The organism is Pseudoalteromonas sp. L23 (genome assembly GCF_021728455.1).
In the GTDB taxonomy this organism is placed as follows: domain Bacteria; phylum Pseudomonadota; class Gammaproteobacteria; order Enterobacterales; family Alteromonadaceae; genus Pseudoalteromonas.
Window position 1 is genome coordinate 1 of sequence record NZ_JAKKCW010000002.1, and the last position, 23,842, is coordinate 23,842.

20 protein-coding genes are annotated in these 23,842 nt (G+C 45.2%); 9 read left to right on the top strand and 11 right to left on the bottom strand.

Annotated features, from left to right (window positions below):
• Positions 1-163: 163 nt before the first annotated feature.
• A complete protein-coding gene (locus L3V43_RS03895; RefSeq protein ID WP_237115971.1) occupies positions 164-613 on the bottom strand; it encodes a hypothetical protein in 450 nt (149 codons plus the stop codon).
• Between the two features lie 116 nt (positions 614-729).
• Here L3V43_RS03895 and L3V43_RS03900 point away from each other — a divergent pair, with 116 nt between their 5' ends.
• Positions 730-1,716 carry a hypothetical protein gene (locus L3V43_RS03900; protein ID WP_237115972.1) on the top strand — a complete coding sequence of 329 codons (987 nt, stop codon included), beginning with the start codon at positions 730-732 and terminating at the stop codon, positions 1,714-1,716.
• Positions 1,717-1,778: 62 nt separating this feature from the next.
• Here L3V43_RS03900 and astB read toward each other — a convergent pair whose 3' ends face one another.
• A complete protein-coding gene (astB, locus tag L3V43_RS03905) occupies positions 1,779-3,119 on the bottom strand; it encodes an N-succinylarginine dihydrolase (protein ID WP_237115973.1) in 1,341 nt (446 codons plus the stop codon).
• Between the two features lie 344 nt (positions 3,120-3,463).
• On the opposite strand from astB, the gene L3V43_RS03910 reads away from it, so the two are divergent.
• Positions 3,464-5,359, top strand: a complete 1,896-nt coding sequence (locus L3V43_RS03910) for a DUF294 nucleotidyltransferase-like domain-containing protein (protein WP_237115974.1) — start codon at positions 3,464-3,466, stop codon at positions 5,357-5,359.
• Positions 5,360-5,368: 9 nt separating this feature from the next.
• Complete coding sequence (locus L3V43_RS03915; RefSeq protein ID WP_266067922.1) at positions 5,369-6,070, top strand: 3'-5' exonuclease; 702 nt, start codon at positions 5,369-5,371, stop codon at positions 6,068-6,070.
• A 61-nt stretch (positions 6,071-6,131) separates the two neighbouring features.
• On the opposite strand, the gene L3V43_RS03920 is transcribed toward L3V43_RS03915, so the two are convergent.
• From L3V43_RS03920 to L3V43_RS03960, 9 genes are all read right to left on the bottom strand, one after another.
• The gene (locus L3V43_RS03920) at positions 6,132-7,706 is read right to left on the bottom strand and encodes a BCCT family transporter (protein ID WP_237115976.1); all 1,575 of its coding nucleotides are present in this window, start codon (positions 7,704-7,706) and stop codon (positions 6,132-6,134) included.
• Positions 7,707-8,403: 697 nt separating this feature from the next.
• Positions 8,404-9,069, bottom strand: coding sequence for a CoA transferase subunit B (locus tag L3V43_RS03925; protein ID WP_010604942.1), 666 nt, complete (start codon positions 9,067-9,069; stop codon positions 8,404-8,406).
• Between the two features lie 9 nt (positions 9,070-9,078).
• Complete coding sequence (locus tag L3V43_RS03930; RefSeq protein ID WP_211857689.1) at positions 9,079-9,777, bottom strand: CoA transferase subunit A; 699 nt, start codon at positions 9,775-9,777, stop codon at positions 9,079-9,081.
• A 27-nt stretch (positions 9,778-9,804) separates the two neighbouring features.
• Entirely contained in the window at positions 9,805-10,713 is a 909-nt protein-coding gene (locus tag L3V43_RS03935; protein ID WP_237115977.1) for a hydroxymethylglutaryl-CoA lyase, read from the bottom strand.
• Positions 10,713-12,656 carry an acetyl/propionyl/methylcrotonyl-CoA carboxylase subunit alpha gene (locus L3V43_RS03940; RefSeq protein WP_237115978.1) on the bottom strand — a complete coding sequence of 648 codons (1,944 nt, stop codon included), beginning with the start codon at positions 12,654-12,656 and terminating at the stop codon, positions 10,713-10,715. Before L3V43_RS03940 ends, L3V43_RS03935 begins: the two co-directional genes overlap by 1 nt.
• Positions 12,657-12,664: 8 nt before the next feature.
• A complete protein-coding gene (locus L3V43_RS03945; protein ID WP_010604939.1) occupies positions 12,665-13,447 on the bottom strand; it encodes an enoyl-CoA hydratase-related protein in 783 nt (260 codons plus the stop codon).
• 9 nt (positions 13,448-13,456) lie between these two features.
• Positions 13,457-15,064, bottom strand: a complete 1,608-nt coding sequence (locus tag L3V43_RS03950) for a carboxyl transferase domain-containing protein (protein WP_237115979.1) — start codon at positions 15,062-15,064, stop codon at positions 13,457-13,459.
• A gap of 9 nt (positions 15,065-15,073) precedes the next feature.
• A complete protein-coding gene (locus tag L3V43_RS03955; protein ID WP_010378622.1) occupies positions 15,074-16,249 on the bottom strand; it encodes an isovaleryl-CoA dehydrogenase in 1,176 nt (391 codons plus the stop codon).
• Positions 16,250-16,273: 24 nt separating this feature from the next.
• On the bottom strand, positions 16,274-16,666 hold the full coding sequence (locus L3V43_RS03960; protein WP_010378624.1) for a MerR family DNA-binding transcriptional regulator: 393 nt from the start codon (positions 16,664-16,666) through the stop codon (positions 16,274-16,276).
• 314 nt (positions 16,667-16,980) lie between these two features.
• Here L3V43_RS03960 and L3V43_RS03965 point away from each other — a divergent pair, with 314 nt between their 5' ends.
• From L3V43_RS03965 to mmsB, 6 genes are all read left to right on the top strand, one after another.
• Positions 16,981-18,159, top strand: a complete 1,179-nt coding sequence (locus L3V43_RS03965; RefSeq protein ID WP_010378626.1) for an acetyl-CoA C-acyltransferase — start codon at positions 16,981-16,983, stop codon at positions 18,157-18,159.
• 96 nt (positions 18,160-18,255) lie between these two features.
• On the top strand, positions 18,256-19,746 hold the full coding sequence (locus L3V43_RS03970) for a CoA-acylating methylmalonate-semialdehyde dehydrogenase (protein WP_045988107.1): 1,491 nt from the start codon (positions 18,256-18,258) through the stop codon (positions 19,744-19,746).
• A 107-nt stretch (positions 19,747-19,853) separates the two neighbouring features.
• A complete protein-coding gene (locus tag L3V43_RS03975; protein ID WP_237115980.1) occupies positions 19,854-21,011 on the top strand; it encodes an acyl-CoA dehydrogenase family protein in 1,158 nt (385 codons plus the stop codon).
• 10 nt (positions 21,012-21,021) lie between these two features.
• On the top strand, positions 21,022-21,798 hold the full coding sequence (locus tag L3V43_RS03980; RefSeq protein WP_045988106.1) for an enoyl-CoA hydratase: 777 nt from the start codon (positions 21,022-21,024) through the stop codon (positions 21,796-21,798).
• Positions 21,798-22,937: an enoyl-CoA hydratase/isomerase family protein gene (locus L3V43_RS03985; protein WP_235368162.1), complete on the top strand. Its 1,140-nt coding sequence runs from the start codon at positions 21,798-21,800 to the stop codon at positions 22,935-22,937. Before L3V43_RS03980 ends, L3V43_RS03985 begins: the two co-directional genes overlap by 1 nt.
• 12 nt (positions 22,938-22,949) lie before the next feature.
• Complete coding sequence (mmsB, locus tag L3V43_RS03990; RefSeq protein WP_235368161.1) at positions 22,950-23,837, top strand: 3-hydroxyisobutyrate dehydrogenase; 888 nt, start codon at positions 22,950-22,952, stop codon at positions 23,835-23,837.
• Positions 23,838-23,842 lie beyond the last annotated feature (5 nt).

Genomic DNA, 23,842 nt, shown 5'->3' on the forward strand with positions numbered 1-23,842 from the left:
CCAAATCACAATAATTAGCCTAGCCAACACAAAAAAACAGCGCTGAAACTTACGGCAGAGAAAACTGCTCCAACAACTGGGAAAAATAAACCCCGCTTAAAAAAGCGGGGTTTATCATCAATCTGAAGCCCCGACAACGGGGCTTTCCTTTCTTATTCTTGAGTTAACGTGCAAAGGGGTCGGCTAGTACCTTGTCTACGTACCATTTGCCTTTTTTGCGCACCATACTGACACTACGCATGTCGTCTACTTGCTCACCGTGGAGCTGACCTGTAAAAATTAAATTAATTTTTGCGCTGTCGCCATACTGTTCGCGCAGACTTTGATTGGTCATATCAACTTCTATGGTGACTTCATCGTATTGCATATTCACTAAATTTCTGGCGAATTGCGACGCAGTACCGTAAGAGCGCATGATACGCGCGTGACGGGGAGTGGCGATTTTCATTGCAGCGTCTAGATTTTTTTTATTATAGAGTGCGTCAAAATACATTGTTGCGGCATATCCAGGAGTGTCCTTGTCACCACTGACATTATCCTCTGAGCCGCACGCTGAGAGTAAAATCATTGCGGCTAAGACAACGAAAGTTTGCTTAATAAGTGACTTTGTCATGCTAAAATACATCATATGCAGTCTAAAATTATTCACAATAAGTTAAGTTTGTCTGCTAACGGCCGATATGTAAAGCCAGTAAATGAAATAAATGTATTATGTGCTAAGGGTTTAAGATGTCTCGTTTAATATCACTAGCTTGGTTCGCTTTATTTTTAGTAGGGTGTGGATCGCAACCTGAAATTAGTAAAGGGGTAACAAGCCAGTTGACGCAAAATGGCATAATACTTGGACACTTTTCTAAAGATGGAAAGTGGAGCGTAACATTAGACAGTAAAGCTGAAATCCATATTTATGATAATGCCAATCAGTCTGTCATATTCTCAGTACCCAAAGACAAAATAAAAACACCAGTCAAAGAAGTTTTATTGTCAGATGATAAGGAAATGCTCATCGTGGCAGGTGAAAACCTTATCTCAATTTGGTCTGTTCCAAAGCAAAAGTTGATAACGAACGTACCTTTTGCTGGGGTGAGTCCACTTGCTTCAATCTCTGCTTTAGCGCTTTCCCATAACAACCAGCGTTTGCTTGTTGCGATGGATGATGGCTCACTCAATATGGCGGATCTATTCACTAAGTTAAACAATCGTTTTATGCCACATACTCGACCGATAGAGCATTTGGCGTTTGACAATAGTGGCGACTATTTTGTTACAGGCGCGCAAGATGGGTTGGTTGCCCTTTGGCAATTTGCCTCACCAGAACCTTTATATGAGCATCAATTTAGTCATCGTGTTACCAGTTTAACAGTGAGTCATGATGGCAAGCACTTATTCGTCTCAGATGGGTTGAATGCGCAACATGTACTAGACTTTGAGTCTGGAAAGCAGCTCAGTGAGCTAAAGTATATGGCGCGTTTTAAGATGTTTAGAAAGGCCAAGTTTATTTCTGACTCAGGCTTACTTGCGACATCATCGTCAAAGTCTCACCTCTCCATCTGGCGCTATGAGAGCGGGGAAGAATTAGGTACTTGGTCTATTCATACTGAGAATGAGGGGGCAACGGTAGTCGATATGTATGTCCCAAACCCAGACACCTTAGTAACGCTAAATAGCGACGGTATGCTTGAGACGTGGGCGGTTAACGTACTTGCTAAAAAGTAAGGGAGTGAAATCACTCCCTTTAAACCTCAGATTAATTGCAGTTTGACAAGCAAAACTTGAAATTAGGCGCGTTGGAAGTCATAAACGCTACCAAGATTAAGTAGTTGGGTGAGTTCATCTAGTGCAGCATAGGACTCTTGCAGTAGGCTCGGATCAGCTAAATCCTGCTCTGTGACTTTATCGCGATAGTGTTTATTGACCCACGCGCTTAGTTGAATAAATTTGTCTTCACTCATCATCACTTCTGGATTTACCGCTTTTAGCTCATCTTCATTGAGTGCTACACGTAATCGCAAACATGCAGGTCCACCACCATTTTGCATACTTTGGCGTAAGTCAAAAAAGCGTACTTGCGAAATCGGATTTTTTGCACCGAGCATATATTCGATATACGCGGCAACGTTATCATTCTTCGCACATTCCTCCGGTGCAACCAGCATCATCTCGCCTGATGGCAAGGTGATCAATTGTGAGTTAAATAGGTAGCTTTTTACTGCGTCTTCAACACTCACTGCATGCGTCGGAACTTCTACAATATGTAAAGGTTTTTCGCCGATATACGCTTGTCTAATTTTAGTTAGACTGGTGGTCTGATCGATGAAGGCTTGATCATGGCAAAACAGCACATTCTCATTGCCCACTGCAATGACGTCATTATGGAACACGCCTTGATCAATCACATTTGGGTTTTGCTGGATAAAAATTGCTTGCTTATCATCTAATTGATGTAGTCTTGCAATCGCTTGGCTTGCTTCTAATGTTTGCCGAGCAGGATATTTAGTAGGACCCTTTATATCGCTGTTAAAGCCACTTGAACCGTACACAAATAATTGTAGACCTTTACTGCCATGACTATCGGCGAGGCGAGTGTGGTTTGCCGCACCTTCATCGCCAAAAAAAGGCTGCTCAGGCAAATGCTGGTGATGTGCAAAATATTGCGCATTGGCGAACATAGCACGAAGTAAATTCGTGGTGGTTTCGGGCTCTATTGAACGGTGGAATTTGCAGTTTAAATTAGCACTTGTGAAATGTACTTTACCATCGCTGGAATCAATAGAAGGCGATACAGTCGCCGCATTAGCCGTCCACATTGCAGAGGCAGAGTAACAAGCTCGAAGCAAAATAGGGTCGTGTTTATACGCTTTTTCAAGTACCTGTGCATCGGTGCCTGAAAAGCCAACGCGGCGTAGTGGGGTTAAACTCGGGCGTGCATGAGGTGCGAATACCCCTTGTTTTAGACCAATATCATGCATTGCTTTCATCTTTTCAAGACCTTGCAATGCCGCTTCTTTTGGATTAGAGACGCTGGTAGCGTTAGAAAGTGACGCGACATTACCATAAGATAATCCGGCATAATTATGTGTTGGCCCTACTAAGCCGTCGAAATTGACTTCATAAGTCATGAGTGCGGTTCCTGTTGCGAATAGTTATAGATAACTAGTATGAGGCGGTTTTGCTGGTTTTTAAAGTGACTTAGGTCAAATTTGGCGTTTGTACTTATTTAGCTTTAGCACGCAGTCATAGTAAAATAAACTAATTAGGGATTGGAATTAACCTATTACAACGCAATTCCTCAGTTTTACTAAATTCGATTGCATCCTAGTGAGTCTTCTGCGCGTAGTGGTGAACAGCTGAAAAACTATGACTGCAGCCTTAGTTTATTACCCTAGTTAAACCAGCTTTCATTGCAAATTTATCCCTCGTTGCCCACAATAGGGTTAAATTCCTTTTTATATCAAGGCAAACCATGGAAGTTGAACATCAGGAAATTGCCAATTTTTTAGTAGCTTACCCGCCGTTTTCGGATTTGCCTCAAGAGGCACTACATAAACTCGCAAGCCAAGTTGAAGTAGGTTACTACCGAGCGGGCAGCGGCATTTTGGAATATGGAGAGCAGATCACCTACCTGTATGTGATCCGATCTGGTGCTGTCGAGCTCTATCGGCGCTCAGGTGAGTTATACAATCGTATTTCCACAGGTGGGATCTTTGGCCAGCGTGGTTTATTGATGAATCGCAAAGTTCGTTTTGGCGCTCAAAGCCTTGAAGATACACTGGTGTACTGTATTCCTGTAGGCATTTTTGATGAGTATTGCGACGTTTATGAAGCGTTTGCTGATTATTTTGAAGCAGACGATAATGCTAGACTAAAAATCACGGTTTCTGAGCAAGCCGACAGCAACGATTTGACCACGGCCAAAGTGCGTAAACTATTGCTACGCGATGTGGTATACGTTGAACGCAACGCCACGGTACAGCAGGCAGCTCAAGTGATGGCAAAAGAGCATGTGTCATCACTACTTATCTACGATCCCGAGAAACCAGTTGTCGAAGATCCAGATGAAGATGATGGTCAGGTGGTTGGCCTTATCAGTGACAGAGATCTTCGCACAAAAGTAGTCGCTGAGGGGCTGAATTATCAAACTCCGGTCTCTGAGATTATGTCGACTGACCTTATTATTGTTGACTCTAATGCCTACGTCTTCGAAGCCATGATGCTGATGCTAAGAGACAATGTGCATCACTTGCCTGTTGTTCATAAGCGTAAACCGATAGGAGTGGTCGCGCTATCCGATATTTTGCGCTATGAGTCTCAAAGCAGCCTGTTGTTTGTTAGAGGGCTAATGGACCAGCAAAGTGTTGAAGACTTGAGCAGTTACGCCAAACAGCTTCCTGCAATTTTTACGCGTATGGTGAATGAAGACGCCAATTCACACATGATTGGTTCTGCGATGTCGATTATAGGTAAAACGTTTAAACACAAGTTACTCGAACTCGCGGAAGCAAAAGTAGGTCCACCACCAATTCCTTACTGCTTTATTGCCCTTGGCTCAATGGCTCGGGATGAACAATTAATTGTGACCGATCAGGATAATGCACTGATCTTGGATGACAGTTATCAACCCGCTGAGCATGGCCCTTACTTCGAAAAGTTGGCGAAGTTTGTGTGTGATGGTCTAGCCAATTGCGGCTATAAATATTGCGATGGTGGGATCATGGCAAGCAACCCAGCTTGGCGTCTAACTTATAGTCAATGGTTAGCACAATTTGAAGACTGGATAGAAAACCCCAGTCCTGAGGCTTTGCTTAATAGTTCGATTTTCTTTGATCTGGAAGGCGTATGGGGTGAAACAAAATGGGCTGAGAAACTCACTGCTTTTATCAGTAAAAAGGCCAAAAGCACCCCTAAATTTTTGGCTGCGATGGCACATAATGCGCTAAGAAGAACACCGCCTTTGGGCTTTTTTAATGGTTTTGTCCTTGAGCAAGACGGTGAGCACAGGCGTTCGATGAACATTAAACGCCGTGGCACAGCACCGCTTTCAGACTTGGTTCGAGTGCATGCCCTTGGTGTTGGCTCTAAAAAACAAAACTCCTTTGAACGATTAGAAGATATTGATGAGGCAAATATACTGCCAAAGGGCAAAGTGTTAGATCTGCAAGCTGCCCTTGAATACATCGCCATCATGCGTATTCGTCACCAAGCATGGCAAATTGAGCAGGGCGAAAAGCCTGATAACAGCTTGCCACCAGAAACACTCTCTGATTTTGAACAGCGTAATCTTAAAGAAGCTTTTGGCGTGTTAGATAAAGCACAGAGCTTTTTAAAGTTTCGCTATCAAAACAAATCCATGATGAAGTAGCGGTGTAATATGCAAGGCGAGATTATGTCATGGCCAAATCGCTTTCAGCATTTGGTAGAAACGTCGAAAGACCCGAGAATTCAAGCATTTTACCAGCAAGGCGTGGTAGATCCTTACCAGCAATTGAGTCAGTGTGAGTTTGTTGCCCTTGATTTTGAAACTACAGGACTCGACCCAAACACCGATGATATTGTGAGCGTTGGCGTCGTACCATTTGACTTACGACGGATCCGCTTGGCTCAAGCGAAGCATTGGTTAGTGAAGCCAACCAGTCCGCTGGCTGAGGAGTCTGTGGTACTGCACCGGATCACACACTCACAAGTTGAAAGCGCGCCAGATCTGCAAGATATTCTTGAGGAAGTGTTTGCTTCGCTGCATGGTAAAGTCATAGTGGTGCACTATCAGTTTGTCGAAAAGTCATTTTTCGATTCTGCGCTAAAAGCGAGATTGGGTGAGGGTATTGAGTTTCCAGTGATTGATACGATGGAAATTGAAAAGTCAGCGATAAACAACGCCAGAAACTGGCTTGATAAGCTCAAATGTAAACCTATACCTTCGGTACGCTTAGCTGACTGTAGAAAGCGCTATGGGCTTCCCTATTATCAGCCACATCATGCCTTGTCCGATGCGTTAGCAACGGCGGAGTTATTTCAAGCTCAAGCTCAATATTGTTTAGACCCATCAGACATGGTGAAACGCTGGTGGAGCTAATCCCAAATAACAAAAAGGCGGAGCATACAGCAAGCTCCGCCTGTAATGAGATTAACGACCGTTAGCTTTTAGGCTCAGTTCTAAGTCCGAGGATCAAACTTACACACATCAGTAGTAGTACAAAAGTAAACGGTAAACCTGTTGAAATAGCACCAGCTTGCAGTGCTTCAATTGCTTCTTTACCGCCGATCCACAGTAGTGCCGCCGCAATTGCACCCTCAATACTCGCCCAGAATATACGTTGTGGTACTGGAGCGTCTATTTTACCACCAGCGGTAATACTATCGATAACCAAAGAACCAGAATCCGACGAGGTAATAAAGAAAACCAGTACAAGTACAATCGCCGTGAACGAGAGTAAATCGCTCATAGGTAGGTTTTCAAACATTTGGAACATCGCCAGTGGCACTTCAGTCAAGCCATCAGTACCTAGAGCGCCAATGCCATTTTTTACCTGATCGATAGCAAGGCCACCATAGATTGACATCCAGATCACGGTTACCAATGTCGGGATTAATAATACTGCGGTAATAAACTCGCGTATGGTGCGACCCTCAGAAACGCGTGCGATAAACATACCGACAAACGGTGACCAAGAAATCCACCATGCCCAGTAAAATACGGTCCAACCTTGGAACCATGCTTCATCATCACGACCATGCGGATTACTTAGTGGAATGATATTTTCAACGTAGGCCATCAAAGTCGTCGGAATATTACCCATGGCAATCGCAAAACCTGCAATACCAACGAATACTAATAACACAAATGCAATTAACATATTAACGTTACTAAGTATCTTTACACCGCCATCAATACCGCGAACAACCGAAATAATCGCAAGGGCAGTAACGCCCACAATCACGGCAATTTCTAGACCTAGACCTGCTTCTATGCCAAATACATGTTGGATCCCAGCACCAGCTTGCTGTGCGCCCAGACCGAGTGATGTCGCAAGGCCAAACAAGGTAGCAAGAACGGCGAGAATATCGATGATATGGCCCGGCCAACCCCAAGCTCTGTCTCCTAAAATAGGATAAAAGATTGAGCGGATCGACAGTGGTAAGCCTTTATTGTAGGCAAAGAATGCTAAAGAAAGCGCGACTACGGCGTAAATAGCCCAAGGATGCAAACCCCAATGGTACATGGTCGCACCCATAGCAAGTTCAGCCGCTTCAGGTGTGTTTGCAGCAACATTTAACGGAGTTTTGTACCAGCCAGTGTAGTAGGCGACAGGTTCCGCTACCCCCCAAAACATCAGACCAATACCCATACCTGCTGCAAATAGCATCGCTAGCCATGACGCCCGAGTATAGCTTGGTTTGGCGTTTTCACCACCTAAACGAATTTTACCGTAAGGCGATAAAACGAGCACCAAACAAAATAGCACAAAGAAATTACCAGACCACATAAATAGGGCATCAAAGTTACCTATGATATCCCACTTTATGCCGTCTAAAGTGGTTTTAGCTGTGTTTGCATCAACTAATAATACGGCGATTAAAAACGCCAGTATTAATCCTGCACTTACACCAAATACAGGGTTATGTACGTCAAACCCCCACTTTTGAACATTGTCTTGTCCAACGGTGTAGTCTGTATTATCGATGCTGTACTTATCGTGGTGATTGCCCATGATATCCTCTTGTTGTTCTCATCGTGATACGACACCAAGCTGATATACTGAATTAATCGCTAGACAATGGTTGATAACAATTCGACATAAACTAACTATGCAACAAAGCAAAATGTAATCTCGCTATTAATGCTAATCATTAGCGGCTTAGAATGACTTTATCTGCCATACAATATGCTCGCCATAAGCCACAAAAATTACTTAGTCTAGTTTAGATTATTTAGCGTATTCATTCGATTTATGCATTTCAATCACACCAGCCGAATGACTATCTAAATATATGATGGGTTTATGTTAGTTACAGCGACAGTATACTGCCTCAATACTTGTAATTAAGATAAACCAACCGAACTGTTATGCTACTAAGCTATGGTATCAATATATTGTGTCAACTTGATATTCAGTCGATGCTTCAAAGCAGCAACTTTTTAGTTTTAAGTTGTACTGACAGGTGAATATTCAATGCCAACCAAAACTATCTCTACTAGTTTAGGGGGTGAGATTGAAAAGTAAATGGCTACTGAATTTTTTATTTAAAAATCATCACATTCATCAACTAGACATAAAGAGTGATGTAAAGTAAAGAGTTTTCCTTTGATGGCATGTGAAAAAAAACCCCTCTTGCGAGGGGTTTTGGGTAACTCAGCGCCTTTGGCACTGGGAATGAGGTCGGTACATTTGTAAGTTAGGGTGTGTCTTACGACGCCTCAAACTGCATTTCGGGGATCTCACCGTCGACGATAAGCTTGCCTGCAGTTTTGCTGATTATTTCATCAACACTAACACCCGGTGCGCGTTCTAGCAAATGGAATGCGCCGTCTTTTACTTCTAACACAGCTAAATCTGTTACGATTTTCTTTACACAATTTACGCCGGTCAGTGGCAATGTGCATGATTCAAGCAATTTAGAATCGCCGTGTTTGCTAGCATGGGTCATGGTCACTATGATGTTGCGTGCACCAGCAACTAAGTCCATTGCACCACCCATGCCTTTGATTAATTTTTTCGGGATCATCCAAGACGCGATATTGCCTTGTTGATCAACTTCAAAAGCACCTAGTACCGTCAAGTCTACATGACCACCACGGATCATGGCAAAGCTTTCCGCACTATTAAAAATTGCTGCACCTGTCGCTGCTGTCACGGTTTCTTTACCCGCGTTGATCATATCGGCATCAACTTGGTCTTCAGTTGGGTAGGGACCCATACCCAACAAGCCATTTTCCGATTGCAGCATCACTTCAATGCCTTGTGGTACGTAGTTAGCCACTAAGGTTGGAATACCTATGCCTAAGTTAACGTAGTAACCGTCTTCAAGCTCTTGCGCCACGCGCATCGCAATTTGTTCACGATTTAAACCCATGATTGCCTCCTATTTGCGCGTTGTGACACGTTCAATACGTTTTTCAAAGTCACCTTTGATCACGCGATTGACATAAATACCTGGGGTGTGGATTTGACTCGGCTCAAGTTCACCCGGTTCTACGATTTCTTCAACTTCCGCGACGGTGATTTTTCCGGCTGTCGCTGCCATTGGGTTAAAGTTCATTGCTGTGTGGCGGAACACCAAGTTGCCATAGCGATCTGCTTTCCAAGCCTTAACAATAGCAAACTCACCGGTAATTGATTCTTCCAAAATATATGGTCGGCCATCAAATTCTTTTACTTCTTTACCTTCAGCAATGGGAGTACCGTACCCTGTTGCCGTGTAAAAAGCTGGGATCCCAGCGCCACCAGCGCGCATCTTCTCTGCAAGCGTACCTTGTGGTGTTAATTCAACGTCAATAATGCCATCGAGTAGTTGCTGTTCAAACAGCGCATTTTCACCAACATAAGAGGCAATGATCTTCTTAATTTGACGATCTTTAAGCAAAATACCTAAACCAAAGTCGTCGACCCCACAGTTGTTTGAAACCACGGTAAGCTCTTTTGTTTGCAGGCGCTTAATTTCTGCAATTAAGCCTTCTGGAATACCACACAAACCAAAGCCACCTGCGATGATGGTATCGCCGTCTTTAAGACCCGCCATCGCATCGCTGTAGCTTGATACGACTTTATCGAAACCGGCCATAAGCCCACTCCTAATAATGTTATTGTTTTAAGATTGACAAGTTTGTTTGAGTGCTAACGACACTTTACTGCTTGGTGTCTTACCTAGCGCATCACAAATTGTCCATCCTGCTTTTGCTAGCCTTTCTAAATCAATTCCACACTCAATGCCAAGTCCTTGCAGCAAGTAAACTACATCCTCAGTGGCAACATTTCCTGACGCGCCTTTGGCGTAAGGGCAACCACCGAGACCTGCAACGGCGCTATCAACAGTTGCGATCCCCATTTGCAGGGCCGTGTGAATATTCGTTAATGCTTGTCCGTAGGTATCATGGAAATGCACCGCAAGCTTGTCAGCAGGGATATGTTGCAGTAACAAGGTGAGCAGCTGCTGGACTTTTTTAGGCGTACCAACACCTATGGTGTCGCCTAGGCTGATTTCATAACAACCAAGTGACAACAATTGTTTACATACCGCTAAAACTTGCTCTGGTTGTACTTCACCTTGATATGGGCAACCAACCACGCAGCTAACATAACCTCTTACTTTTATGTTGTTTTTTTGTGCAAGTTCAACAACGGGACGAAAGCGTTCAATACTTTGTTCAATCGTGCAGTTGATGTTTTTTTGCGTAAATGCCTCACTGGCGGCAGTAAAAATGGCAAATTCGTCGACCTGATTTTCTAGTGCAAGCTCTGCGCCTTTAAGGTTTGGCGTTAGGGCGCTTATTTCAACGCCTTCACTACGCTCAAAGCCTTGGATCACCGCTGCAGAATCGGCCATTTGTGGCACCCATTTGGGTGACACAAACGCGCCTGCTTCAATGTGCCTGAGACCAGCGTCTTTTAATGCGTTAACCAGCGAGATTTTAGCTTCTGTGGCAACACTGACCTCATTTTGTAAGCCGTCACGTGCGCCGACTTCTACAATTTTGACGTTAGCCGGATACTGAGACATTAGTCTTGCTCCTCAACAATCGCCAGCATATCGCCATGACTGACCAGTTCGCCTTCTGCAAAGCAGTATGAAGTTAGCGTGCCATCAAATGGTGCATTGAGCGTATATTCCATCTTCATGGCTTCGATTATCACCACGGCATCGCCTTTATTGACTTGAGTACCGACGGTTAACAAATGCTTAACCACGGTGCCGTTCAATGGCGCTGCCAGCGGTGCGGCTTCGTGCTCATGATCGCTAATGTAATGCTTTGACTTGAGTTCAACGGTATGTTGATACGGGCCATACATAATGGTGATCGCGGCTTCGGTCACAATGGCACTGGCATGTACCCGTGCACCATCAATCACCACTGTCAACTGGTGTCCATTTAATTCACATTCAACTTGGTGGATTTGCTCGTTAAACGAAACCTTCCAACCACCTTGAGATTGATAGGCGCAGGCGACATGATCTGCAAATGGTAAATCCACTTTCTCGGTTTGGTTAAGCCTAAAGCCTAAGTTTCCCCACACCGTGTTTTTACATGGTTGTTGGTGGCTAAGATAGGCCGCACTTGCTAATAACACCATTTTATCCAGCGGCGTATTCGATTGAGTTAATACCTCAGTTTGCGTGTCAATAAAGTGGGTATCAGGCGCACCAGCTGTGAAAGTAGGGTGGCCTGCTAAGTGATGTAAAAATGCAATATTGGATTTTAAACCACACAGATGTACTTGCTCTAAACTCGATTTTAGCTTTAGTAACGCTTGTTCACGATTTTTGCCATGAACAATAAGCTTGGCGATCATAGGATCGTAAAATGGGCTGATCTCATCGCCTTGCTGCACGCCAGTGTCAATTCTTACGCCATCTTTGGCTTCTGGAAAGCTAAGGTGTGAAAGTACACCTGAAAACGGCATGAAGTTTTCTTCAGGGTCTTCTGCGTAAATACGCGCTTCAAAGCTATGACCAGATAACGAAACCTGCTCCTGGGTCAGCGGTAGCTGTTCACCCGCAGCAACCATCAGTTGCCACTCGACTAAATCGAGATCAGTTACCATTTCTGTCACTGGGTGCTCTACTTGCAGGCGAGTATTCATCTCCATAAAGAAGAACTCATCGCCACATAATAAGAACTCTACTGTACCTGCGCCGCGATAGTTAATCGCTTGCGCACAGCGTACTGCCGCTTCACCCATAGCTTTGCGCATAGCATCACCCAAACCTGGCGCGGGCGCTTCTTCAATCACCTTTTGGTGACGACGCTGTAGTGAACAGTCTCTATCACCTAGGTAAACACAGTTACCGTGACTATCGGCAAAAACTTGTACTTCAACGTGACGAGGCTTATCAACAAAACGCTCAAGCAGTACTAAGTCATTGCCAAAACTCGCTGCCGCTTCACGTTTAGCACCATGTAGTGCCGACAAAAACTCGCTGCTTTCTCGTACCACGCGCATCCCTTTACCACCACCGCCGTAAGCGGCTTTGATAAGTACCGGAAAGCCGATTTTTTCTGCTTCTGCTTGCAAGAAATCATCTTCTTGTTTGTCGCCATAATACCCCGGGACTAAGGGCACATTAGCGTCATGCATGATTTCCTTGGCACGGGTCTTAGAACCCATCGCTTCAATAGAGCTTGCCAGCGGACCAATAAACGCAATGTTTGCCGCTTCACATGCTTTGGCGAATACTTCATTTTCAGACAAAAAACCATAACCAGGGTGGATGCAATCGACGCCCGCCGCTTTGGCGACTTCAAGAATTCGGTCCGCAACCAAATAAGACTCTTTACTTGGTGCCGGACCGATATGATAGGCTTCGTCAGCTGTTTTCACATGCATCGCATTGGCATCTGCATCAGAATAAACTGCCACTGTGGTTAGGCCCAATTTCTTTGCGGTGCGCATCACGCGGCAGGCAATTTCACCACGGTTCGCGACTAGAATTTTAGTTAGCATGTTGACTCCTATTCGCTTGCGGCGGTTTGCCAGCGTGGTGCTCGTTTATCGAAAAAGGCGCTAAGCCCTTCTTGGCCTTCGTCACTTACTCTAATTTCAGCGATACGCTTTGCGGTATGGGCGATCAACGCTTCATTTATTTCTTTACCAGCAACTTCGCTGATCAGTGCTTTGGCACTTTTCACAGCAGCAGGGCCATTGTTAAGCAAGGTCTCGAGAAAATCCGCTTCGCTTTTTGCTAAATCATCGCTCAATTCGTGAATTAAACCCATTTCTAGCGCCTTTTCACCATCGAATACTTCGGCTGTTAAAAAATAGCGTCGCGCTTGGCGTTCCCCAATGGCTTTAATGACATAAGGACTAATTACTGCCGGAATAAGACCAAGCTTGACTTCGCTTAAACAGAATTTAGAGTTGTGCTCTGCAATGGCGATATCGCAACAGGCGATTAATCCGAGTGCACCGCCAAAAGCTGCACCTTGCACCAAACACAGCGTTGGGTGAGGGCAAGTGGCCAGCACTTGCATTAATTTAGCAAGTTCTAAAGAATCAGCGACGTTTTCGTCATAGTCGTTGTCTGCCATGGATTTCATCCACGCCAGATCAGCCCCCGCTGAAAAGTGTTTACCTTCGGTTTTTAATACCAGCGCTCTGACATCGAGGCCGCTGGCATATTCGATATTCTTAATGAGTTCGGCAATCACCTCCGCATTGAAGGCATTATGTTTTTCTGGGCGACTTAGCTCTAAAATCGCCACTTTGCTTTTTGTTATATTTAAAGTGACAGGCATAAGTGCTCCTTACATTCTGAAGACGCCAAATTTAGACTCTTTTTGCGGCGCATTGCTCGCAGCCTCTAAGGCAAGACCAAGTACTGTGCGCGTATCCGCAGGGTCGATAACGCCATCGTCCCAAAGCCTTGCGCTGGCATAGTATGGGTGTCCTTGCTTTTCGTACTGCTCGATAATTGGCTTTTTAAATTCGCTCACTTCGGCATCGCTCATGCTAAGGCCTTTACGCGCTAAACCATCTTGTTTAACCTGCGTTAATACGCCTGCAGCTTGTTCACCACCCATTACGGAGATCCGTGCGTTTGGCCACATCCACATCATGGTTGGCTCGTACGCTCTACCACACATGCCATAGTTACCAGCACCATATGAGCCGCCAATCAATACTGTAAACTTAGGCACATCAGCACAGGAAACGGCAGTTACCATTTTCGCACCGTGCTTGGCGATACCTTCCGCTTCGTATTTTTGACCAACCATAAATCCAGTAATGTTCTGCAAAAATAGCAGCGGAATATTGCGCTGTGCACAGAGTTGAATAAAGTGTGCGCCTTTTTGCGCGGATTCAGAAAAGAGAATACCGTTGTTTGCTACGATCCCTACAGGGTGACCGTAAATTTCAGCAAAACCAGTCACGAGCGTTTCGCCGAAGTAGCGTTTAAATTCATCAAACTGAGAATCGTCCACGATACGGGCAATGACTTCGCGTACATCGAACGGTTTTTTCAGATCCGTACCGACAATGCCATACACCTCACTGATGTCATAACGTGGTGGTTTGGCATCTTGCAGGAACGGGCGAGTAGGGCGCTGATGGTTAAGGCGTGACACGCACTGTCTTGCGATAGAAAGCGCATGCTCGTCATTTTCTGCATAGTGATCGGCTACACCTGAGACTCTACAGTGAACATCTGCGCCGCCTAAGTCTTCTGCACTCACTTCTTCACCCGTGGCCGCTTTAACAAGCGGTGGCCCTGCCAAGAAAATGGTGCCTTGTTCTTTGACGATAATACTTTCATCGGCCATCGCTGGTACATACGCGCCACCGGCGGTGCATAACCCCATGACCACTGCGATTTGTGGGATCCCCTTTGCAGACATACGGGCTTGATTGTAGAAAATCCGACCAAAATGCAATTTGTCTGGGAACACCTCATCTTGTTCTGGCAAGTTTGCACCGCCAGAATCTACTAAATAAATACAAGGAAGATGGCAGCGCTCGGCGATTTCTTGTGCTCGTAGGTGCTTTTTTACGGTAATAGGGAAATAGGTTCCCCCTTTTACCGTCGCATCATTTGCCACAATCATGCATTCAACGCCTTTAACGCGTCCGATCCCGGCGACCACACCAGCACAAGGAATATCTTGCTCGTAAACGCCAAACGCGGCGAATTGGCCAATTTCTAAAAATGGCGAGCCCTCGTCGAGCAAGGTTTCAATTCGGTCACGTACAAATAATTTACCACGACTTTGGTGACGGGCAATAAGCGCTTCACCACCACCTTGGCTCAGTGTGGCGACTTTCTCTTTAAGATCAGCAACTAGCGATGCCATCGCATCGTTGTTTGCCTTGAACTGGGGATCATGCGGATTAACCGCAGAATTTAGTACCGTCATGTAGCACTCCTAGCGACTTTCGTTGAATAGCTCACGTCCGATAAGCATACGGCGGATCTCAGACGTACCAGCGCCAATTTCATACAGCTTGGCATCGCGAAGTAGTCGACCTGTAGGATATTCATTGATATAACCGTTTCCGCCTAGTAGCTGAATGGCATCAAGTGCAAGTTTGGTTGCAAGTTCTGCGGCATATAAAATCGCACCAGCAGCATCTTTACGAGTGGTTTCGCCACGGTCACAGGCTTTTGCCACGGTATAAACGTATGAGCGTGCTGCGTTCATTTGCGTGTACATGTCAGCAACTTTGCCCTGCACCAGCTGGAATTCACCGATGGATTGGTTAAATTGTTTACGCTCGTGAATATAAGGTACTACCACATCCATACAAGCCTGCATAATACCAAGCGGACCGCCTGCTAACACCACACGCTCGTAGTCAAGGCCACTCATGAGTACCTTAACGCCTTCGTTGTATTCGCCAAGGATGTTTTCTGCAGGTACTTCGCAGTTTTCGAATACCAGCTCACAGGTGTTTGAACCACGCATTCCAAGTTTGTCTAACTTTTGTGCCGTTGAAAAACCAGGGAAGCTTTTTTCGACGATAAAGGCTGTGATCCCGCGAGGGCCTGCATTGGTATCCGTTTTTGCGTAAATCACAAAAACGTCGGCATCTGGACCATTGGTGATCCACATTTTATTACCGTTAAGGATGAACTTGTCACCTTGCTTTTCAGCACGCAGTTTCATTGACACGACGTCAGAGCCAGCATTGGGCTCACTCATTGCTAGTGCACCGATGTGTTCACCGCTGATAAGTTTTGGTAGATATTTTTCTTTTTGGGCTTGGTTACCGTTACGGTTAATTTGGTTTACACATAGGTTTGAGTGTGCGCCGTAGCTTAAGCCAATTGATGCACTCGCACGGCTTATCTCTTCCATTGCGATAACGTGTTCAAGATAACCCATGTTTGAGCCGCCAAATTCTTCAGCGACGGTGATCCCAAGTAGGCCCATTTCGCCAAACTTTGGCCACATTTCATTTGGAAATGCATTTTCTTGATCTGTTTTTTCAGCAAGTGGGGCAATTTCACTGGTCGCAAAGCTATTGACATGATCACGGATCATGTCTGCTGTTTCGCCTAGTCCAAAGTTTAATTCTTTATATAAAGATACTGTGCTCATCGGTCTTCATCCTGTTGTGAGAGTTTATTTTTCGAGCTCGTGTAGGGTGTCGCGACAACGGCGCTCAGCCGTCACCAGTTCCATTAAGACAACTTTAATGTCGTCCATCTGTTGGCTTAAATCGGCTTTTTTCTCTTCAATGAGTTGCAACATGGTTTTAAGTTGCTTTTCGCTCGATTTGTCGGCGTCGTAAAGCTCAAATAGTCGGCCAGTTTCAGCAAGTGTAAAACCAAGACGTTTGCCGCGAAGGATCAGTTTTAATCGAACTTTGTCACGTTTTGAGTAAATACGCGTTTGTCCTTGGCGCCTAGGAGAAAGGAGTCCTTGGTCTTCGTAAAAACGAATACTGCGAGTAGTAATATCAAATTCTTTAGCTAACTCGCTGATTGAATAGGTAGGTTCATTAATTTCTTGCATTTTTATTTACACTTACAACATCACTGATTAGACCAATATAAGTGAAGTTTACGTAAAGGTAAAGTAAGAATAGCAGATCCTTCTTTAGTCTTATAAAAGGAATAATCTGTCCGTTCGAATTGTCATCAAATCTTCATTACAGCTAGAGAAAATAAGCCTTGGAAACAAATTTGTGCAAGTTAGCTTTACACTTTCACTGATCTCGTTTGGCTTGATTTTAGATTTACGTTGGCGTAAACGTAAATATTATGTATGCTCGAATACAGAGTTAATTTTTAACAAGCCAAGATTGGCTTGTAAACAGGAGTTTTGCAATGAGTAACGAAGCTGTTGTCATCGTCGCTGCTAAGCGTACACCAATGGGTGGCTTTATGGGAAGCCTATCTGACGCAACCGCGACAGACTTAGGTGCGACTGCAATTAAAGCAGTAATGAATGAAACAGGCCTTAGTGACGCGAGTATAGACGAAGTTATCATGGGTTGCGTACTACCCGCAGGCCTAGGTCAAGCGCCAGCGCGTCAAGCGATGCTACATGCGGGGCTTGCACGCTCGACGGGAGCAACCACTATTAACAAGGTGTGCGGCTCGGGTCTAAAAGCGGCGATGTTCGCGCATGATCTCATCCGCTCAGGTAGCATTAATTCTGCTATCGCTGGTGGCATGGAAAGCATGACTAACTCACCTTACTTTATTCCAAAAGCCCGTGGCGGAATGCGCATGGGTCATGGCGAAATCAAAGACCATATGATGGCTGATGGCTTAGAAGATGCTTATGACAATAAAGCGATGGGTTGTTTCGCACAAGCTACTGCTGATGAATATGGCATTACCCGTGAGCACATGGATGAATTTGCACTTGGCTCACTAAGTAAAGCAAACGCCGCAATCGAAAATGGCAGCTTTGGCAATGAAATTGCCCCTCATGTAATGAGTACGCGTAAGGGGGATGTTGAGGTTAATACTGACGAGCAACCTGGTAACGCGCGTCCAGACAAAATTCCATCACTTCGCCCAGCATTTAAAAAAGACGGCACTATCACTGCTGCTAACTCTTCGTCTATTTCTGATGGTGCAGCAGCGCTGATTTTAATGAGTGAATCAGAAGCGAAAAAGCACGGTTTGACACCACTTTGTAAGATTGTTGCCCATGCAACTCACTCACAAGCGCCTGCTGAATTTACCGTGGCACCAGTCGGTGCGATGAATAAGCTGCTTGAAAAAGCAGGTTGGTCGACAGCAGACGTTGACCTTTGGGAAATCAACGAAGCGTTTGCCATGGTGACTATGTTAGCTATCAACGAAATGCAGTTAGATAGCAACAAAGTCAACGTCAACGGTGGTGCTTGTGCACTAGGTCACCCAATCGGTGCAAGCGGTGCACGCATCTTAGTTACACTTATCCATGCACTAAAAAACCGCGGCTTATCAAAAGGCGTAGCGTCACTATGTATCGGTGGTGGTGAAGCTGTAGCGCTCGCGGTAGAAGTGTAAGTTACTGCAATTTATTTCGTTCAAGGGGCGCTGCGTTTTCCATAATTCTAATCATTCACGCAGCGCATAAACTCGTTTTATGGGGAGGAGTGCTTCATGCACCAAGTACCTTTATACATCAACGGTGAATTTTCACAGTCTCAGTCTGACAAATGGTTAGACGTTGTTAATCCGGCTAATCAAGAAGTGTTAGCAAAAGTACCTTGTGCTACTAACGAAGAAGTACAAGCTGCAATTCATTCAGCTCAAGAGGCATTTAAAACGTGGCGTAATGTTCCGGTAACTGAGCGTGCGCGAATTATGATGCGTTATGCAGCGCTTCTTAAAGAGCATCAAGAAGAAATCGCAACCATCATTTGCCATGAACTAGGCAAAACTTTTGAAGATGCGAAAGGTGATGTATGGCGTGGTATTGAAGTGGTTGAGCAAGCATGTAATGCCCCTTCAATGATGATGGGCGAGACGGTAGAAAACGTTGCCCGAAATATCGACACCTATTCATATACCCAACCGCTAGGCGTTTGTGCGGGTATTACGCCATTTAACTTCCCAGCGATGATCCCGCTGTGGATGTTCCCAATGGCAATTGTATGCGGTAACACCTTTGTACTTAAGCCATCAGAGCAAGATCCACTAACGCCAATGCGCTTGGTTGAATTGTTTGAAGAAGCCGGTGCGCCAAAAGGCGTACTACAGGTAGTACACGGTAGTAAGGATCAGGTTGACCAGATCCTTGAAGCGCCGGAAATTCGTGCGATTTCTTTCGTAGGTTCTTGTGGTGTTGGTCAGTACATTTACAGCAAAGGTACGCAAAATCTCAAACGCGTTCAAGCGTGTGTCGGTGCGAAAAACCACATGGTTATCATGCCAGATGCGAAAAAAGAACAAGTGATCAATAACCTGGTTGGCTCTTCGGTCGGCGCGGGTGGTCAGCGCTGTATGGGGATCTCAGTTGCCGTGTTTGTTGGGCAATCACAACAGTGGGTAGAGGAACTAAGAGACGCAATGGCGAAGGTTCGTCCTGGCGTTTGGGATGATCCTGAAGCTGCTTATGGTCCGCAAACGACGCCGCAGGCCAAAGCGCGCATTCTATCGCTGATTGACAGTGGTAAGCAGCAAGGCGCAACGTGTTTGCTAGACGGTTCTGATTTTACAGTTGAGGGTTATGAAAATGGTAATTGGGTAGGTCCAACCCTGTTTTCAAATGTCACAACTGAAATGGATATCTACAAAGAAGAAATCTTTGGCCCAGTCCTTTGCTGTGTATTTGTCGATAGTTTAGATGAAGCAATTACGCTTATTAATAACAACCCATACGGTAACGGTACCTCATTATTCACTGCAAGCGGTGGCGCAGCACGTAAGTTCCAGCGTGAAATCGAAGTGGGTCAGGTAGGCATTAATATTCCTATTCCTGTGCCATTGCCGTTCTTCTCATTTACTGGTTGGAAGAACTCATTCTACGGCGACCAACACACCTATGGTAAGCAAGGCGTGCGTTTCTATACAGAAACCAAAACGATTACCTCACGTTGGTTTGACGATGAGGCTGTCAGTGGTCCAAATATGAGTATCAACCTTAGATAACTCATATTGCATAGCGTGCTCTGCAGGGGGAGCACGCTATTTTTTACCAAAACGATAAGAATTACCGACACACATTCAGGGTGTCAGAACAGCAAGAGAGGTCTAGCGTGGACTTTAACCTAAACGAAGATCAACAAGCATTTGCCGATATGGCGCACCAATTTGCAATGAGCGAGCTTGCTCCACATGCAGCAAAATGGGATCAAGAACACATTTTTCCAAAAGACGTAATTCAAAAAGCAGGTGAGCTTGGTTTTTGCGGTCTATATACGCCAGAAGAGGCAGGTGGCCTGGGTTTATCTCGCCTTGACTCAAGTGTTATTTTTGAGCAACTTTCTATGGGTTGTACAGCAACAACCGCTATGTTGACTATTCATAACATGGCAACGTGGATGATAGCGAGCTTTGCAACGGAAGAAACCAAAGCAAAATATATGGATCAGTTAGTAACAGGTGAGCTACTGGCTTCTTACTGTCTAACAGAGCCAGGCTCTGGCTCTGATGCTGCATCGCTGAAAACAAAAGCAATAAAAGAAGGCGACGAGTACGTTTTGTCTGGCTCTAAGATGTTTATCTCAGGGGCAGGTGAAACCGACGTATTGGTGGTAATGGCAAGAACCGGTGAAGACGGTCCAAAAGGTATTTCGGCCTTTGTTGTACCTGCCGATGCTGACGGCGTTATTTATGGCAAAGCAGAAGAAAAAATGGGGTGGAACGCTCAACCTACGCGCCTTATCACGCTTGAAAATGTCCGTATCCCAGCTACCAACCTGCTAGGCCAAGAAGGCGAAGGCTTCAAATTTGCGATGCAAGGCCTTGATGGTGGTCGTATTAATATTGCAACTTGCTCGATAGGTACGGCCCAGCAGGCGCTCAATACCGCCAAGCAGTATATGCAAGAGCGTTCTCAGTTTGGTAAACCGTTAGCGGCGTTCCAAGCACTGCAATTTAAAATTGCAGATATGAATACAGAACTTGTGGCTGCACGCCAAATGGTTCGACTTGCAGCATTTAAGCTGGATAGCAACGACCCAGAAAAGACCACTTATTGCGCAATGGCCAAGCGTTTTGCCACTGATGTGGGCACTAAGGTGTGTGATGATGCACTGCAAATTCATGGCGGTTATGGGTATATCAAAGAATATCCACTTGAACGTCATTTACGTGACGTACGTGTTCATCAGATCCTTGAAGGTACAAACGAAATCATGCGTGTAATTATTGCACGTCGGATCTTAGCTGAAGGCGCGGCAAGCGTCCTATAAGGAGAGTATCATGACTGCACAATTAAAACTCGAAAAACAAGGCCATACTGCCGTTGTTACTATGTCAAATCCACCTGCGAATACGTGGACAAAAGACACACTAATTGCACTTAAAGATCTAGTTATCGAATTGAACGCAGATAAAGAAATCTATTCGTTAGTGATCACTGGCGAAGGTGAAAAGTTCTTTTCAGCAGGTGCGGATCTAAACGTATTTGCCGACGGTGACAAAGGAGTCGCTGCGGATATGTCTCGAGTATTTGGCGAAGCGTTTGAAACACTCAGCGACTTTAGAGGCGTATCTATTGCTGCTATCAATGGTTTTGCAATGGGTGGCGGTTTAGAAGTAGCACTAGCATGCGATATCCGCATCGCCGAAGCTCAAGCACAAATGGCACTCCCTGAGGCGAAAGTAGGGTTGTTACCTTGTGCTGGCGGCACACAAAACTTGTCGTGGCTTGTAGGCGAAGGCTGGGCAAAACGCATGATTTTATGCGGTGAGCGCTTAAAAGCTGATAAAGCACAGCAAATTGGCTTAGTTGAAGAAGTGGTCGAGCAGGGTAAAGCACTGGAAGCTGCGCTTGAACTTGCTAAGAAAGTAGAAGATCAAAGTCCAGTTGCGGTCACGGCTTGTAAGGCTCTAATTCAAAAAGGCCGCACTGGCACAATCAATAGCGCATTGCCGCTTGAACGCGAACTTTTCGTAACACTATTCGATACGCAAGATCAAAAAGAAGGCGTAAACGCGTTTTTAGAGAAGCGCAAAGCGAATTGGGTAAATGGCTAATGATTGAATTTGAGCTAATAAATCACGAAGAGGCGCCGGTTATATTTGAACAGGCAACGTGCCATAACGGGATGAAAATAGCGCTGGCGACATTAAATGCGCCAAAAGCGTTAAATGCCTTAAACCTCGATATGATCCGTTTGCTCGCGCCACAACTAGACGCTTGGGCAAACGACCCGCAAATAGCAATGGTTATGCTAAAAGGTGCTGGAGAGAAGGCGTTTTGTGCCGGCGGCGATGTCGTGAGTTTATATCGCGAAATGTCGTCTGATACGAGTAACGCATTAATCGAAACCTTTTTCAGTGAAGAGTACCGGTTAGATTATCAAATCCATAACTATGATAAGCCAATCCTACTATGGGGTAATGGCATCATCATGGGGGGCGGACTGGGCTTAACGGCTGGCGCAAGCCATAAAGTGATGACCGAAACGTCGCGCATCGCGATGCCGGAAATCACCATTGGCTTATACCCTGATGTGGGAGGGAGCTATTTCCTCAATAAGATGCCAAAAGGCGTTGGACTATTCTTGGGTCTCACCGCTGCAAACATTAACGCTGCGGATGCCAAGCTGGTTGGGCTCGCCGATCATTTTATGGACTCAGAAAAACTGAGCTTACTGTTACAAAACCTAGTTGAAGTGAACTGGGGCAAAACCAATGTATTAAATCATGAAAAACTTACTCAGTTGCTGTTGTCACTAGATGAAGCGTCTCATGCACCGCCAAAAAGCGAAATTAAACCGCTTATCAAGGTATTCGAAGCGCTCGATGAGAAAGATACTTTATCAGAGCAGGTTGAGTTTATTTTGGCGTTGGATAGCACTGACAACAAATGGCTAAGCAAGGCACAGGCTGCATTAAAGCATGGTTCACCATTAAGTGCTGCATTGGTTAAAGCGCAGCTCACTAGAAGTGCAGGCAAAACACTAAGAGACTGTTTTAAGCAGGAATTAGGAATGTCGGTAACGGCTGGCGAGTTTGGTGAGTTTCAAGAGGGTGTACGTGCGTTGCTTATCGATAAAGATGGCAAGCCCAATTGGCGATTTAAATCTGTCGCCGAGGTTACAGACGATGCAATAGAGCGCTTTTTTGCACCTCGCTGGGATGAAAACGATCACCCATTGCGTGACTTATAAGGAGTGACTTAAATGGCACAAGTAGGATTTATCGGCTTAGGTAATATGGGTGGTCCAATGGCCATTAACCTATTAAAGGCTGGCCACCAAGTATGTGTATTCGATTTGAACCCAGAGGCCGTTGCGACGCTTGAAGCAAGTGGCGCGACGAAGGCGACGGTTGTGAGCGATGTATGTCGCGAAGCTGATTATGTGATCAGTATGCTGCCTGCAGGCAAACATGTTCGAGCAGTGTATACCGGTGATGACGGATTAATTAATTACCTTAGCAAAAACACACAAGTAATTGATTGCTCGACCATTGATGCTGGATCTGCTCAGTTTGTTGGCAACAAGTTGGCAGAATCGGGTATTTCATTTGTCGATGCGCCAGTGTCTGGCGGTGTGGCAGGTGCAGCGGCCGGTACCTTAACTTTTATTGTCGGTGGTAATAAAGCGGACTTTGAACGTACGCATGTGGTACTGACCAATATGGGTAAGAATATCTTCCATGCTGGAGATATTGGTGCCGGACAAGTCGCTAAGATATGTAACAATATGCTGTTATCAATACTAATGGCGGGCACAAGTGAAGCGCTGCAAATGGGTGTAGATCATGGCTTAGATCCTAAGGTATTGAGCGAAATTATGCTAAACAGCTCTGGTCGTAACTGGACGCTAGAGCTATACAACCCATGTCCTGATGTACTAGAAAATGTGCCTTCTTCGAACGGTTATAAGCCGGGCTTTATGGTTGATTTAATGGCTAAAGATCTTGGCCTTGCGATGCAATCTGCGCAGCAAACGAATTCTGCGACGCCCATGGGGGCGCTAGCGAAGAATCTGTATAACTTGATGCAAAATCAAGGCAAAGGCAGTGAAGACTTTAGTGCGATTTTTAAGCTTTATTCAGAGAAATAGGACAC

Excerpts from the sequence above, each read along its gene's own strand:
- L3V43_RS03895 (WP_237115971.1), bottom strand. The coding sequence starts at position 613 with ATGACAAAGTCACTTATTAAGCAAACTTTCGTTGTCTTAGCCGCAATG.
- L3V43_RS03900 (WP_237115972.1), top strand. The coding sequence starts at position 730 with ATGTCTCGTTTAATATCACTAGCTTGGTTCGCTTTATTTTTAGTAGGG.
- astB (WP_237115973.1), bottom strand. The coding sequence starts at position 3,119 with ATGACTTATGAAGTCAATTTCGACGGCTTAGTAGGGCCAACACATAAT.
- L3V43_RS03910 (WP_237115974.1), top strand. The coding sequence starts at position 3,464 with ATGGAAGTTGAACATCAGGAAATTGCCAATTTTTTAGTAGCTTACCCG.
- L3V43_RS03915 (WP_266067922.1), top strand. The coding sequence starts at position 5,369 with ATGCAAGGCGAGATTATGTCATGGCCAAATCGCTTTCAGCATTTGGTA.
- L3V43_RS03920 (WP_237115976.1), bottom strand. The coding sequence starts at position 7,706 with ATGGGCAATCACCACGATAAGTACAGCATCGATAATACAGACTACACC.
- L3V43_RS03925 (WP_010604942.1), bottom strand. The coding sequence starts at position 9,069 with ATGGGTTTAAATCGTGAACAAATTGCGATGCGCGTGGCGCAAGAGCTT.
- L3V43_RS03930 (WP_211857689.1), bottom strand. The coding sequence starts at position 9,777 with ATGGCCGGTTTCGATAAAGTCGTATCAAGCTACAGCGATGCGATGGCG.
- L3V43_RS03935 (WP_237115977.1), bottom strand. The coding sequence starts at position 10,713 with ATGTCTCAGTATCCGGCTAACGTCAAAATTGTAGAAGTCGGCGCACGT.
- L3V43_RS03940 (WP_237115978.1), bottom strand. The coding sequence starts at position 12,656 with ATGCTAACTAAAATTCTAGTCGCGAACCGTGGTGAAATTGCCTGCCGC.
- L3V43_RS03945 (WP_010604939.1), bottom strand. The coding sequence starts at position 13,447 with ATGCCTGTCACTTTAAATATAACAAAAAGCAAAGTGGCGATTTTAGAG.
- L3V43_RS03950 (WP_237115979.1), bottom strand. The coding sequence starts at position 15,064 with ATGACGGTACTAAATTCTGCGGTTAATCCGCATGATCCCCAGTTCAAG.
- L3V43_RS03955 (WP_010378622.1), bottom strand. The coding sequence starts at position 16,249 with ATGAGCACAGTATCTTTATATAAAGAATTAAACTTTGGACTAGGCGAA.
- L3V43_RS03960 (WP_010378624.1), bottom strand. The coding sequence starts at position 16,666 with ATGCAAGAAATTAATGAACCTACCTATTCAATCAGCGAGTTAGCTAAA.
- L3V43_RS03965 (WP_010378626.1), top strand. The coding sequence starts at position 16,981 with ATGAGTAACGAAGCTGTTGTCATCGTCGCTGCTAAGCGTACACCAATG.
- L3V43_RS03970 (WP_045988107.1), top strand. The coding sequence starts at position 18,256 with ATGCACCAAGTACCTTTATACATCAACGGTGAATTTTCACAGTCTCAG.
- L3V43_RS03980 (WP_045988106.1), top strand. The coding sequence starts at position 21,022 with ATGACTGCACAATTAAAACTCGAAAAACAAGGCCATACTGCCGTTGTT.
- L3V43_RS03985 (WP_235368162.1), top strand. The coding sequence starts at position 21,798 with ATGATTGAATTTGAGCTAATAAATCACGAAGAGGCGCCGGTTATATTT.
- mmsB (WP_235368161.1), top strand. The coding sequence starts at position 22,950 with ATGGCACAAGTAGGATTTATCGGCTTAGGTAATATGGGTGGTCCAATG.